At 36.8% G+C, this 14,275-nt stretch carries 16 protein-coding genes; 11 read left to right on the top strand and 5 right to left on the bottom strand.

Features of this window, described 5'->3' with window-relative positions; genetic code table 11:
* Window positions 1-85: 85 nt before the first annotated feature.
* Complete coding sequence (locus ABS768_RS16035; RefSeq protein WP_408075966.1) at window positions 86-688, bottom strand: CDP-alcohol phosphatidyltransferase family protein; 603 nt, start codon at window positions 686-688, stop codon at window positions 86-88.
* Between the two features lie 84 nt (window positions 689-772).
* Here ABS768_RS16035 and ABS768_RS16030 point away from each other — a divergent pair, with 84 nt between their 5' ends.
* Together ABS768_RS16030 and ABS768_RS16025 are read left to right on the top strand one after the other, a co-directional pair.
* A complete protein-coding gene (locus ABS768_RS16030) occupies window positions 773-1,744 on the top strand; it encodes a hypothetical protein (RefSeq protein WP_408075964.1) in 972 nt (323 codons plus the stop codon).
* A gap of 11 nt (window positions 1,745-1,755) precedes the next feature.
* Window positions 1,756-2,214: a GNAT family N-acetyltransferase gene (locus tag ABS768_RS16025; RefSeq protein ID WP_408075962.1), complete on the top strand. Its 459-nt coding sequence runs from the start codon at window positions 1,756-1,758 to the stop codon at window positions 2,212-2,214.
* Between the two features lie 40 nt (window positions 2,215-2,254).
* On the opposite strand, the gene ABS768_RS16020 is transcribed toward ABS768_RS16025, so the two are convergent.
* Both ABS768_RS16020 and ABS768_RS16015 read right to left on the bottom strand, forming a co-directional pair.
* Complete coding sequence (locus ABS768_RS16020; protein WP_408075961.1) at window positions 2,255-3,781, bottom strand: DUF6770 family protein; 1,527 nt, start codon at window positions 3,779-3,781, stop codon at window positions 2,255-2,257.
* A 2-nt stretch (window positions 3,782-3,783) separates the two neighbouring features.
* The gene (locus tag ABS768_RS16015; protein WP_408075959.1) at window positions 3,784-5,070 is read right to left on the bottom strand and encodes a M48 family metallopeptidase; all 1,287 of its coding nucleotides are present in this window, start codon (window positions 5,068-5,070) and stop codon (window positions 3,784-3,786) included.
* A gap of 176 nt (window positions 5,071-5,246) precedes the next feature.
* Between ABS768_RS16015 and ABS768_RS16010 the strand changes: the two genes are divergently transcribed.
* From ABS768_RS16010 to ABS768_RS15970, 9 genes are all read left to right on the top strand, one after another.
* Complete coding sequence (locus tag ABS768_RS16010; RefSeq protein ID WP_408075958.1) at window positions 5,247-6,782, top strand: helicase HerA-like domain-containing protein; 1,536 nt, start codon at window positions 5,247-5,249, stop codon at window positions 6,780-6,782.
* A gap of 117 nt (window positions 6,783-6,899) precedes the next feature.
* The gene (locus ABS768_RS16005; protein WP_020212501.1) at window positions 6,900-7,763 is read left to right on the top strand and encodes a sigma-70 family RNA polymerase sigma factor; all 864 of its coding nucleotides are present in this window, start codon (window positions 6,900-6,902) and stop codon (window positions 7,761-7,763) included.
* Between the two features lie 303 nt (window positions 7,764-8,066).
* Entirely contained in the window at window positions 8,067-8,729 is a 663-nt protein-coding gene (gene rpe, locus ABS768_RS16000) for a ribulose-phosphate 3-epimerase (protein ID WP_408075957.1), read from the top strand.
* A 38-nt stretch (window positions 8,730-8,767) separates the two neighbouring features.
* Complete coding sequence (locus tag ABS768_RS15995) at window positions 8,768-10,210, top strand: glycoside hydrolase family 30 protein (protein WP_408075956.1); 1,443 nt, start codon at window positions 8,768-8,770, stop codon at window positions 10,208-10,210.
* Window positions 10,211-10,449: 239 nt separating this feature from the next.
* Complete coding sequence (locus ABS768_RS15990) at window positions 10,450-10,884, top strand: DoxX family protein (RefSeq protein ID WP_408075955.1); 435 nt, start codon at window positions 10,450-10,452, stop codon at window positions 10,882-10,884.
* Window positions 10,885-10,904: 20 nt separating this feature from the next.
* Window positions 10,905-11,459 (top strand): dihydrofolate reductase family protein, encoded by a 555-nt coding sequence (locus tag ABS768_RS15985; RefSeq protein ID WP_408075954.1) that lies wholly within the window; start codon window positions 10,905-10,907, stop codon window positions 11,457-11,459.
* 22 nt (window positions 11,460-11,481) lie between these two features.
* Window positions 11,482-12,012, top strand: coding sequence for an SRPBCC family protein (locus tag ABS768_RS15980; RefSeq protein ID WP_408075953.1), 531 nt, complete (start codon window positions 11,482-11,484; stop codon window positions 12,010-12,012).
* Window positions 12,013-12,026: 14 nt separating this feature from the next.
* Window positions 12,027-12,452 carry a VOC family protein gene (locus tag ABS768_RS15975; protein ID WP_408075952.1) on the top strand — a complete coding sequence of 142 codons (426 nt, stop codon included), beginning with the start codon at window positions 12,027-12,029 and terminating at the stop codon, window positions 12,450-12,452.
* 74 nt (window positions 12,453-12,526) lie between these two features.
* The gene (locus tag ABS768_RS15970) at window positions 12,527-13,030 is read left to right on the top strand and encodes a DinB family protein (protein ID WP_408075951.1); all 504 of its coding nucleotides are present in this window, start codon (window positions 12,527-12,529) and stop codon (window positions 13,028-13,030) included.
* On the opposite strand, the gene ABS768_RS15965 is transcribed toward ABS768_RS15970, so the two are convergent.
* Together ABS768_RS15965 and ABS768_RS15960 are read right to left on the bottom strand one after the other, a co-directional pair.
* Window positions 13,020-13,829 (bottom strand): zinc-dependent peptidase, encoded by an 810-nt coding sequence (locus ABS768_RS15965; RefSeq protein WP_408075950.1) that lies wholly within the window; start codon window positions 13,827-13,829, stop codon window positions 13,020-13,022. The genes ABS768_RS15970 and ABS768_RS15965 overlap by 11 nt on opposite strands.
* 155 nt (window positions 13,830-13,984) lie before the next feature.
* Window positions 13,985-14,275 (bottom strand): OmpA family protein (locus tag ABS768_RS15960; RefSeq protein WP_408075949.1); only part of this gene is annotated, 291 nt, incomplete at its 5' end.

Below are 14,275 nucleotides of genomic sequence, written 5' to 3'. Positions count from 1 at the left end.
ATACATTACCCTTGCTAAAAAATAACAGACATCAAGATAAAATAACGAATGCTGCCAGAGCCTGCACAAAAAAACAAGCATTTTACTATCCGTTAAAAAACCTGTTTCTTTTAATATCTTTTCCTTTCCTTATTAACCATGCGTGGTAACAACTTGGGACATCATGTGTCCATCGCGGAAGAAAAAAAATAATAAGATAAACATCCAAATGAGATATAAGAGCAAAAGCCACGGCTAATGTAAATGTCCAGCCCGCATAACCAAAACCTATTATACCAAAAAAAGCAATAAAAAGAGTTAGGCCCCATATTTTGGAAAGAAAGGCATGCGTACAGGTTTCCTTCCCGAATTTTAAAATACTAAACAAATAAGTAAGCCCTTCCATCACAAATATCATAATAATAGCATATTTATTATGTAACACAATACCGGGATTAAGCACCCAGGCACACCACCCGGCAGAGACCCAGAAAAGTAAATCTGTCTGACTGTCCATTCTCCGCAATTTCTCAGTTGAAACTCCTGCATTCCTCGCTACTATACCATCAAATATATCCGACAATATACCTAACAGCAATAAAATAACCAGAGGGAGCCTGACATCGTCTTCATAAACATAAGCCAACGTAATCATTACAGGGGCTAGAAGAAATCGAAAACCAATCAATAAAAACGGTACATTTTTCATAATAAGCTGATTAAAAGTTCAGCTCAAAACTATTGTGTATATTGCAATCATAATTGCGTTAACAAATTAAAAACCACACAGTATTTGCAATTTTCACAAATGGACAATCAGGATAAACTTTTAAAAACCATAAGGCAGCATAGCCGGTCGGCATCACTTATAGACGAGATAGCCGCCATACTCAACATTAGCTATGATGCCGCACACAGGAGAATATCCCAAAAAAGCAAATTTAGTATTGACGAAACAATAGCTTTGTGCAGTCATTACTCCATATCAATGGATAGCCTGTTTGGCAACAGTAATAAGGTAGTTGTAGAAAAAACAGCCGAAATAAAAAACATAGCTAACCTAACCGACTACTTTAAAGACTCGGCACAAAAACTGGAAGCATATAAAAATTATCCTGATTCGGTTATGTATTATTCGGCAAAGGATATTCCGTTATTCCACACCATTAGCGGAACATTACTCTCCAAGTTTAAGCTCTATGTATGGCTTGATCTTCTTAGCGGGCAGCAACACGAAAAGTTTGAGAATTTTACCGTTAGCGGTTCATTGCTTGAACACAGCCAAAAACTTAACAACGTATACAAAAATGTAGAGGTAAAAGAGATTTGGAACGACACTACTATAAACAGCACTATACAACAGATATATTACTTTTTCCAGTCGAGACTATTAACACTGGAAAACGCAATGCATGTTTGTGATGACCTTAAAGCCATACTACATGAAGTCGAACAAAAATGTTCTAAAAACGATACAGGCTATCACTTGTATTATAACGAACTGCTATTATTAAACAACAACGTGCTGTTATCATCGGTAAAACAAAAATCATTATTTGTACCCTACACTATGCTGGGATACTTTATTACAGGTGATAATGACACCTGTCAAAGCACCGAAGATTTTTTTAACTATCAAATCAAAAACTCAAAATCACTTAACCAGTCGGGCACACGTGACCGTAAACTGTTCTTTAACCGTATGCATCAAAAAATAGATTTTTACATTCAGCGCATGAACAGCGAACTGGATTACAACTTTTAAAACACAAAACCATGCAAACCGACCTAACGTACAGGGAAGCATTAATTACCGATATTCCGCAAATACAATTTGTAAGGCATGCCGTTAAGGAGAACATACTCTCTAACCCCGAACTGGTTAAAGACAGCGATGTGGAAAATTATATTACCCGCCGGGGTAAAGGCTGGGTAGCTGAAATAAATAATACAATAGTCGGTTTTGCTATAGTAAGCACAGCCGATAATAACGTATGGGCTTTATTCATTTTACCGAAATTTGAAAATAAAGGCATAGGTAAAACCCTCCACAATATTATGATGGACTGGTATTTCTCACAAACACAGGAAACCATTTGGCTTAGTACCGGTACAGGCACGCGTGCTGAAACATTTTACCGCCTAAAGGGATGGGAAGATACCGGGGCTTATGGAAATCAAGAGATTAAATTTATAATGACTCATCAAAAATGGAAAAAAATAATTAGATCATAAACTAAAAATCCCTGCTATGCAGGGATTTTTAGTTTATGATCTAGAAATTTACTTTCTCTAATCGTAATTCGGTGGCTTTTGCATCATCGTCAAAATTCTCAACCAGTAACATATATCCTTTTTTTGCACTGGTAGCAAAAATAGTACTGGTCTCGGTCTTCAGATTAAGAGTCTGCCTTTTAAACTGCCCGTCTGAATAGGATATGATACCATACAAGGTTGTTTTCTTTCTGTTTTTAGAGTTTTTCTCATTATCATTAAGAAAGAAAAGATATTCATCATCTCCCAAATCCTGATAATCCATAAAATCAAACAATCCATATCTCTTTATAGTAGACGAATATGCATTGGTATTAGAAAATTTATTCCTGAATTTCTCAATTTCAAAACACTGGGAAACAGAAAAATCTTCGGCAAGTTCAAACAAATACATATTATTGGTAATAATTGGTTTATTCAAAAAGGTTTCGCCAACCGCTATAACCTTACCGCTATCAAGCATAAGCATATTGTGTATATACATTTTGCCTTCTTTTTTTACAACCCCGTTTTTGTTTATAGTTATACTCTTATTGTTTAATAAATTCTCCCATAAAAGGTATTTCTTATCCAAAAGCTCTCCGGTTTCCTTGTCAAAAACAAACTTGTAAAGTCCTTTACCTTTCGAATCATGAACAAAACCTTCTTTCGTTTTTTCAGACATGTTTCCCATCACAAAAATCTTATCATCTTTTATGGCACAATCTACCACCCTATATGTATAATCATCTTTAGGAAAAGGTACTTCTTTTATAAGGTTACCTTTTTCAGAGTCTATAAAAGAAACAGACATCTCATTAAGGTATTTTGTAACATTACTATTCTTCAGATAATGATTAAGCATTACAATCACCTCACTATCTGAATTAAGATAAGTTAAGGCAGTCAGTTTTTTTGCTTTTATCTGGTCATACTTAAAAGTCCACAATTCGTTAAGGTCATCATCATAATGCACCAACCTCCTATCTGTTACTCCATGCTTCTTATTCATGGTTTTAGAATGAGCCATAAGCCCTACCTCATTGTAAAAAGTTATTTCTTCAGACTGGTTACTTGCAACATTGGAATGCTTACGATCAAATTCAGGGTTTTTAACCAAGGTATTTTTGTTGTATATAAAAGGATCACTTAACTCATTTGATGCAATATCAAGTATTCTATATCTTTTAAAGTATTCTTCCCCCGCTATATCATCTGCAAAGCCAATAAGTAACTTACGGCCTTCTAAAACAACTTCAACATTAATTTTCTTAGCAGTAAAAAACCATGACTCATATTTCATTTCTGTAATAAAGCCATTAGTCACCTTGGTAAGGTTCTCATCAAGAAGTATATACTCCAGCTGGTAGGTTTCCTTTGCCACTTTATCTGTTTCATAAAGAAGGAAGTAGCCTCTGATGTTGTTGTGCTTATCCTTAATTTCAGCAGATGAATAAAACTTACCTCGTGATAACTTACCTAAATCGGCAACCTGTCCATAAGTAAGCGATAATACAAAAAACAAAATCAGTAAAAAACGATATTTCATGTTTAGGATTTAAAGTTGTTTATAATAGTTTCTAAATCGGTCATTTTTATATTGCTTATAAAACTAATAAACCTGTTTAGGCTTTTGGTGTTACGCAGGTTGTCATGCTTAGGCACATACCTGTTAATGGTATAATTTTTTCGGGAATCATATATCTTAACAAGATTAAGATATATGATGTTTTTAAGCACAGGATCTTCAAGTTCGTACTTATACAGCTTTAATGCCTCATATAGTGATATACCATAATCCTGGGCCGAAAACATATTAAAAAGATTTTGATACACGCTGTTCCTTTTTATTTCTTCAAAACCTGTAGAACTACCCATACTGCTTTCAAGAAACTTGTTATCAAGATAATCTTTAATGAGCGTTATACGTGTAGAGCAATCAGGATGTGATTTAAGTGAATCAGCATTAAACCTTTCATCTTTTGTATACGTTTGAAATAAACTTTCTTCCTGTTCAAAATAGCGTTGTTTAACCACAAAACCTCCCTTTTCAAAAATCTTTTTATAGTCTTCCACAACAAGGGAATCTTTCTCAGCATCCGAGACATCAAGCTTTTGAAGTAAGGATATAGCTGCCGCAGGGCTGCGCTTGGTTTGCCTGTAAAAAACCAAACCTATGGAGTCGGCCTCAATCTCCTTTTCCCTTCTCTCACTGTAACTCTGGTAACGTATGTTTTTAAGTAAATTGGTCGCCATAGAGGCTTTACCATATTTTTGTTTTTTTATCTCCTTGGTTTTCTTTATCATTTCTTCAGAAGTAGACAAGCGGGCATAGGCCTCTACATCTTTCTTTAAATGATCAAGAAACTGGTGTCCTACTTCATGACAAATCACAAAAACCAATTCATCTTCGTTATCAACAGCAAGAAAAAGGCCGTAGTTAACCACAACGGTACCATCACCGGTATTATAAGCATTAACATCGGGGTCTTTTGACAACAGTATACGGTAGATATCCTTATCAATACTGTTACTTGTAAGTATCTCATTCATGAGACCATTTAGGTAACTATTAAGCTCGCTGTCACAAATAAAATTATTATTATCAATCTTTTCTATAAAGTCTTCCTGTAAGCCGCCATATATTTCTTTGATAACATTTTTTTGTGCAGATGTTTCATATTCCCTGTTATTATTAATATTCTTAAACTTTTTTACATATTCAACTTTAAGCTTAGCAGCACAAGTATGAGATAAAGTGTCAAGAGGCGAGAATGAATTTTGCCCTGCGGCATAAAAAAAAGAAAAGAAAAAGAAAAGTAGTAAACTGTGTTTCATAATAGTAAGGTCATAATAAAGCTTTCAAAAATACATTTTTTAACATAATAAAATAACGATAAAATAAAAAAAATGTTAAAATAAAACACTCTGTAAATAAAAAGAAAAAAGCACCCCTCTTGCCAGATAAAAATTATTACCCGAAATTTAGATTCGTAAAACAAACCAAAACCTTTATGGCAGATACAGCTCAATTTCTAGATACCATTACTAAAGGATATACCACAAAAGGCGACGCTATAACACTGGGAACAGCTATGCTTAACGGCGAACCTGTAGAGGGGGCTTATGTAAATGTTCCGTTAAAAACATTAAACAGGCACGGACTTATTGCCGGGGCTACCGGTACGGGTAAAACTAAAACCCTTCAAATCCTGTCAGAACACCTTTCTAACAATGGTATTCCTGTATTGATGATGGATATAAAAGGAGATCTTAGCGGTATTGCCAAACCGGGGGAAGAAAAAAGCTTTATTACCGAAAGGCATGCCAAAATAGGACTTCCGTATGAAGCTAAAGGTTTCCCCGTTGAACTAATGAGCCTTTCCAAACAACACGGTGTAAGACTTAGATCAACAGTTTCAGAATTCGGCCCTGTTTTGTTCTCAAGGGTTTTGGATCTTAACGATACCCAAACCGGGATTATGAGTGTTATCTTTAAATACTGTGACGATAACAACATGCCTTTACTGGATTTAAAGGACATTAAAAAAGTACTGCAATACATTACCGATGAAGGTAAAGAAGAGATTGAAAAGGAATACGGACGCATATCTACCGCTTCAACAGGAGCCATACTCCGCAAAATAATCGAGTTGGAACAGCAGGATGCCAACCTGTTTTTCGGCGAACTCTCGTTTGAGATTGAAGACCTTATGCGTATAGATAACGAAGGCAAGGGCTATGTAAACATTATGAGGTTAACCGATATTCAGGACAAACCGAAACTGTTTTCAACCTTTATGCTCTCGTTACTGGCTGAGATTTATAATCAAATGCCCGAAAAAGGTGATGCTGAAAGGCCTGAACTGGTAATTTTTATAGACGAAGCACACCTAATTTTTGATGAAGCCAGTAAAACACTACTGGATCAGATAGAGACTATAGTAAAGCTTATCCGTTCTAAAGGTGTGGGGCTGTTTTTTGTAACCCAAAACCCTACCGATGTTCCAAACGGTGTATTGAGTCAGCTGGGATTAAAGGTACAGCACGCACTACGCGCCTTTACCGCAACCGACCGTAAAGCCATCAAACTAACAGCCGAGAACTACCCTATCTCTGATTTTTATGATACCGATGAAGTGATTACGCAACTGGGTACCGGTGAAGCACTCATTACTGCACTTAACGAAAAGGGCATCCCTACCCCGCTTGCCGCTACTATGCTGCGTGCCCCAATGAGCCGAATGGACATACTTACAGAACAGGAAATAAGCGAGATAAACAACAGCTCCAAACTGGTTAAAAAATATGCTGAGGAAATAGACCGCGAAAGTGCCTGCGAGATACTTACAAAAAAAATAGAGGTAATCACCGTGCAGCAACAGCAGGAAGAACAGCAAAAAACCGAAGAGAAAGCCCGTAAGCAAACTACCCGAAGCACCCGAACGACTTCTACAAGCAGCACACTGGAAAAACAGATTATCAAAACGGTTACCAGCGCTACTTTTATAAGAGGAGTTTTTGGAGTATTGAATAAAATGTTTAAATAAACAAATAACACAAAACCTTAACAATAAGCTAATTAAAAATAATTTCAAATTTTCTGTAACTTTTTTGCAACTCGTTACGTATAACTATCTCAACACATAACTCAGAGGAGATTTTAGATGAGACAGCTTAAGATTACCAAGCAGGTTACCAACAGGGAAACTGCTTCATTAGACAAGTACCTACAGGAGATTGGAAAAGTAGATTTGATCACTGCAGATGAAGAGGTAGAGTTAGCACAACGTATTAAAGCCGGAGACCAGAGAGCACTTGAAAAACTTACAAAAGCCAACCTGCGTTTCGTTGTATCGGTTGCAAAACAATATCAAAACCAGGGATTAACACTTCCCGATTTAATTAACGAAGGAAATTTAGGACTTATTAAAGCTGCACAGCGTTTTGACGAAACCCGTGGTTTTAAATTCATTTCATATGCCGTATGGTGGATTCGTCAGTCTATATTACAGGCACTTGCAGAACAGTCCCGTATTGTTCGTTTACCACTTAACAAAATTGGCTCCATAAACAAGATCAATAAAATGTATGCTTTGCTTGAGCAAAGTAATGAGCGTGCCCCTTCTGCCGAAGAGATCGCTAAAGAACTTGATATGACAGTAAATGACGTAAAAGAGAGTATGAAAAACTCAGGTCGTCACCTGTCTATGGATGCACCACTTGTTGAAGGTGAAGACTCTAACTTATACGACGTTCTTCGTTCGGGAGAATCTCCAAATCCTGACCGTGAGCTTATTCACGAATCACTTCGCACAGAGATTGAAAGGGCTCTTGAAACCCTTACTCCGCGTGAAGCCGACGTGGTACGCCTTTATTTTGGCCTGGGTGACCAGCACCCTATGACACTTGAAGAAATTGGTGAAACTTTTGACCTTACCCGTGAGCGTGTACGCCAAATTAAGGAGAAGGCTATCAGAAGATTAAAGCATACTTCAAGAAGTAAAATCCTTAAAACATATTTAGGATAATCGTAAAAAGCCAAAAAAGAGCTTCCAAAATTCGCTTTTTTAGATTAAATTTGTATTTTGGCACTCCAAAATTTTGACTTTCAACACGAATAAAAATATTTAAGACACTTACAGTTCAATAACTGTTCGTTTTTTGATTGATGATTGAACTCCGGCTGATTACCGGAGTTTTTTTTTACACATACTTTAAATTTCCTCCATAAAAATTATCATTTATCCACAATAACATGACTTTGCAAAGGTTAAGCTACGCATTTTAAAAACTTTGCGCTTATATTTGCATAAATTCATACTCTAACAATAATGAAAAATACATTAATTGCACCATCTGTGCTTTCGGCTGATTTTGCCAACCTGCAACGTGATATTGAAATGATTAACAACAGTGATGCCGACTGGTTTCACATAGACATTATGGATGGCGTTTTTGTGCCTAACATTTCTTTTGGTATGCCGGTTTTAGAGGCTATTACACGCCACGCTAAAAAAACTATAGATGTGCACCTTATGATTGTAAACCCAGATCAGTACATTAAAACATTTGCTGCTCTTGGTGCTACAAACCTAACCGTTCATTATGAAGCATGTACTCACCTGCACCGTACCCTGCAGGCAATTAAGGCCGAAGGTATGAAAGCCGGTATTGCTGTAAACCCACATACTAATGTAGCGCTTTTAGAAGATGTTATTAAAGATACTGATGTGGTTTGCATGATGAGCGTTAACCCAGGTTTTGGCGGACAGTCTTTCATTGAAAATACATATAACAAAATCAAACAGCTTAAAGAAATTATCGAAAAACACAATGCCCCTACCCTTATTGAGGTTGATGGTGGTGTAAACGATAAAAATGCTAAGTTGCTTGTGGAAGCAGGTGCTGATGTACTTGTTGCCGGAAACTTTGTATTTAAGTCGGATAATCCTACTCAAACTATTGCCGACCTTAAAAAGCTTACATCGTTTTAATTTAATTACATATATACACTAATCTCAAAACCGCATCTATGAGACAGTATCTATTAACCATCCTGATGGTATCGGGAGTGGCATCGTTTGCCCAAAAAACGCCCTATACCACCTCAGGCAAAAAAGTAACGGTATACAATACCGTTAAGGAAACAAACCAAAGACTAACGCCGGCACAAGGCACTCTTTCGTTCAGCGAAAAGAAACAACCACTGGAAACAGAAGTATCTGTATTTGTAGACCCAACCCATACTTTTCAAAATGTAATGGGATTTGGTGGCGCTATTACCGATGCATCTGCCGAAGTATTTGCCAAACTGCCTAAAGAGACACAAAAACAGCTTCTTGAAGCATATTACGACAAAGAAAAAGGTATTGGGTACAATCTCGCCCGTACTACCATTCACAGTTGTGATTTTGCCAGCGAAAGCTACACCTACGTAAAAGAAGGTGATAAGGAACTGAAGTCTTTTAACATAAGCCACGATAAAAAATATCGTATTCCGCTTATTAAGAAGGCTATTGAAGCAGCAGGCGGAGAGCTCACGCTTTATGCTTCTCCCTGGAGCCCTCCTGCCTTTATGAAAAGTAACGGCAGCATGTTAAAAGGCGGCAAGTTATTACCTGAGTTCTATCAAAGCTGGGCTACTTACTACACTAAGTTTATTGCCGCTTATGAGAAAGAGGGAATCCCAGTTTGGGGTATTACAATCCAAAATGAGCCTATGGCAACCCAAAAATGGGAGTCATGTATTTACACAGGTGAAGAAGAGCGTGATTTCCTTAAAAACTATTTAGGCCCTACAATGCACAAAGCCGGTTATGCCGACAAAAAAATCATTGCCTGGGATCACAACCGCGATATGCTGTTCCAAAGAGCCGCCACAGTACTTAATGACCCTGAGGCTGCAAAATACCTTTGGGGCATAGGTTACCACTGGTATGAAACATGGAACGGAGGTTCGCAAATGTTTAATAACCTTAAACTGGTACATGAAAGCTTCCCTGAAACCAACCTTATTTTTACCGAAGGCTGCAAAGAACAGTTTGATATAAATAAGATAAACGATTGGAAACTGGGTGAGTTGTACGGACATAACCTTATCAATGACTTTAACAGCGGTACAACAGCGTGGACCGACTGGAACATTCTTCTTGATGAAACAGGAGGACCTAACCACGTTATGAACCTATGTTTTGCACCTATTCACGCAAATACCAAAACCGGTGAACTTATGTTTACCAATGAGTATTACTATATAGGTCATTTCTCAAAATTTGTTCAAAAAGGTGCTAAAAAGATTGCCTGCTCTACAAGCCGTAGTGCTATAGAGGCTACCGCTTTCCTAAACCCTGACGGAAAAACTGTGGTAATTGTAATGAACCGCGGTGAAGAGAAAGTAAACTATTTCCTTTGGATAAACGGTCAGGCTACAGAAGTAGAGAGTGCTCCGCATTCAATGCAGACACTGGTTTTCTAAATCCTGAATACAAAATATAAAAAAGCCTCCGTCGGGAGGCTTTTTTCGTTTATAGCCTCTTTGTCTTAAATCCCCCCTTATAATGACGTTTAAACGTTCCTTTAGCAAAAACACTACATCCTAAATTTGTAATATTAAAATGAAAAACTTTAAAACACTCATAATTATTATATCGTTTTCACAAACCGCAATAAACTAATATTCATAACTTTATAAAACTAACTACAAAATCAACCAAGATGAAAAATCTGATTAAAGTACAGGCACTTAACATTGATTTGGCCACTTTATTACTAAGGCTGATCTTCGGCGGAATGTTTGTTTATTATGGTTATATGAAAGCAGCAAACTATGAAGCATTCGCATCTATGTTTCAGGATATTATAGGGATAGGAGCAAAACTGTCTTTTAATCTTGTAATTTTTGCCGAACTCGTATGCGGTTTTTTTATCCTTATAGGATTACTAACCCGTTTTTCGGTAATACCGGTATTCATAACCATGATAATCGCTTTTTTCGTAGCACATGCTAACGATGGCTTTGATGTAAAAGCAATTGCCTTTGTTTATATGTTGCTATGCATAGTCATTTTCATTCTCGGTAGCGGAAGATATTCGGCCGATGCCGTTCTTTTTGGTAAAGGCACAAAAAACCAAATAGAAAATAAAAATTAATTATAAACTTAAAATCAGCCATGAGAAAACTAAAGCTTCAGGTACAAATGTCTATAGACGGCTATATTGCCGGCCCAAACGGTGAAATGGACTGGATGATTTGGAACTGGGACCAGGAACTTAAAGATTATGTTACCACCCTAACAAAACCTGTTGATACTATCCTATTAGGCAGAAAACTTGCCGAAGGTTTTATCGCACATTGGGAAAGCCAGTACAACAATCCTGAAACAAGGGAAGAAGCAAGTGATTTTCATCAAATCCCTAAAATAGTATTTACCAACACCATAAAGGACAATCCGTGGAATAACACATCTTTAGCTCATAATCTTACAGATGATATTAAAAAATTAAAAGAGCTAAATGGTGGTGACATCATAGCTTATGGCGGTGGAACTTTTGTTTCTTCTCTTATTAAAGAAGGACTTATAGATGAGTTTTTCCTGTTTGTAAATCCAACCGCTTTAGGCAAAGGCATGCCTATTTTTGAAGAGCTTGATAACAGGCAAAACCTGAAACTTGTAGAGAGCAAAGCTTTTGAATGTGGAATAACCCTATTACATTACAACAAATAATATAACCTAACAATCAATCACCATGAAAATAATTAAACGAATCCTGATAGTACTTCTTGTCATAATTGCTATCCCTTTTATACTGGCAATTTTCATTAGCAAAGAATATAAAGTGGAAAGACAAATTACCATTAACAAACCTCAGGCAGAAGTTTTTGATTATGTATCACATCTTAAAAACATGGACGAATACAGTGTATGGATGAAAGATCCAAACATGAAAACCGAATTTACAGGCAATGATGGTACAAAAGGCTTTATTTACGGCTGGGACGGTAATGACGACGTAGGTGAAGGCGAACTGGAAATAACCGACATAAAGACCAACGAACGCCTTGATATGGATCTTCGTTTTGTCAGGCCATTTGAAAGTGAAGCAAAAGTATACATCACTACCGAAAATTCAGGCAACAACAGTACAAATGTGCATTGGGTTATGCAGGGCAACAGTTCCTACCCTATGAACTTTATGAACCTGATGATGGATAACATGATAGGTAAAGATCTTGACACAAATCTGCACAACATTAAATCTAAATTAGAGAAACAATAAAAATCAATCATAAAATGAGAGCAGTTAATCCTTATTTAAATTTTAACGGAAATACAGAAGAAGCGTTCAACTTCTACAGGTCGGTATTTGGAGGAGAGTTTGTAACCATTATGCGTTTTGGCGATACTCCGGGATGTGAGAACATGCCCGAAACCGAAAAAAACGGCATTATGCATATTGCACTACCACTAGGCAGTAGTTTGCTAATGGGTACCGATGTTCCTAAATCTATGGAACAGGTAAAGTTTGGCACTAACAGTTCCATCACCATTGATGCGGAAAGTCGTGGGGAAGCCGATAAGTATTTTAACGGACTTGCAGAAGGTGGTAAAGTAGGCATGCCTATGGACGATATGTTTTGGGGTGCCTATTATGGTATGTTAACCGATAAATTCGGGGTACAATGGATGATTAACTTTGATGCCAGAATCAACAACTAATATGAAGCAGCCGGGGTTATTATTCGGCTGCTTTTTTTTTATTTTACAGGGATACTTAACTAAAAAGAATAGACATGGAGGCAATCATCAATCAACTGGAAAAATCATTTAATGAAACAACTCAACTTCTTTCTGAATTCAGTCAGGAAGAGATAAATACTATTCCTTTTAAGAACAGTTGGACAGCTGCTCAGGTTGGCTGTCACTTACTAAAATCAGGAACGGGAACAGATAATATTCTTAGCGAACCTACACAACCCGTAGACCGTGCTCCTGACAAAAATGCTGAGAATCTGAAAAAGCTGTTTCTGGATTTTGAGAATAAAATGCAGGCCCCTGATTTTATAATTCCCGAAGATAAAGTTTATGATAAAAAAGAATTAATTGCTTCCTTAAAAGAACTTAGTAAAAAAACTATTGAGGCGGCTTATAAAAGCAATCTTTCCCAAATAACATCTCTACCCGATGTACATCCTTTAAAAGGAATGTCAAAACTGGAAATGATACATTTTATAACCTACCATACCATGAGGCATAATAACCAGATTAAAAACATCAGGAGAAGTCTTAACGTCTAAAATTTATCATCTTACTTACCATATCATATAGTTCTGGCAGTTTTTGCCGGAACTCATTTGGTGTTTCAAAAAAGTACTCCAATATAACCGCTATAAACTCAAACTGATTGGTATAAGCGTATAACCTGAAATAATCTGCCTGGATAAGCTTTTCCCTGTTAGCAGGCTGGCTAATATATTTCATAATCTTATCAAGCATATCGCTATATAATACAGAAGCAGTCCCTACTGTCCTTTTACGAAGGGAACTAAAATGTAGAGCATGGGCAAACTCATGTAGCCCTAAATTTAAGTTGTCATTATCATACTCTATACCCTCCATAAAATGACGCCATGAGAATACTATAGCACCCGCTGCGGGGTTAAACTCCCCTTTATGATACTCCTCACTCGCAAGTGACAAAAAAGTATCAGGATAAACGATTATTGTCTGAAATACATCTGTAAGATACTGCCTCATTCCAAACGTAAGCATCACATTTGTAGCTGAAATCCTTATTTTCATAGCATCGGTCACCTCTGCCCCTTCTCTTCCAACGAAATCATAATATTCAATAAAAGCATGCACCCTATGCCTAAAGTATTTCTTTCTTACAGGAGAGAGATTCCTGTAAAATCTGAATTCCTTATTCAGTATAAACTGGGCTTCTGTAGGAAGCTCATTGGTAAACAGGTACCAATGTACATATACAGGCTTATCAAACATAAGCATATAGGCAGGCTCAATAAGCACATTAAATGCCAGAAAAAGAAAAAACAAAGCTATGGCTATACATAAAAGCCCAACAAATAGTTCCAAAATACAATACGGGTTTACAGTTGCAAAATACTATTTTAAATTACATAAGGGTATAAAAAAACTGCTATCCTACATGTGCACAATAACGGCCATGAGGATAGCAGGGTTCAAACATAAACAATTCTATTTATGTTGTATATAAATTTAATTCTTTTTTAAGCCTTATCTCCTTTAACGATAATAAACTCAGATCGTCTGTTTTGAGCATGTTGCTCTTCGGTACAGTTTTCCTTGCAGTCAACCTTAGGCTCGCTCTCACCATATCCCTGTCCGGAGATACGTTCCTTAGCGATACCTTTTGAGATGACATACTGAACCGTAGCCTTAGCCCTTTTGTTAGATAGGTTCATGTTGTACTGTGCACTACCACGGTTATCCGTGTGCGCCTTAACCATGATTACCATATCCTTATCGTTATTCATTGCCTCAACTAACTTATCAAGTTC

This window comes from Flavobacterium rhizophilum (assembly GCF_046000485.1).
Taxonomy (GTDB): domain Bacteria; phylum Bacteroidota; class Bacteroidia; order Flavobacteriales; family Flavobacteriaceae; genus Flavobacterium; species Flavobacterium rhizophilum.
The sequence above is the reverse complement of the archived record's forward strand: the minus strand, read 5'-3'. Positions and strand labels throughout refer to the sequence as shown.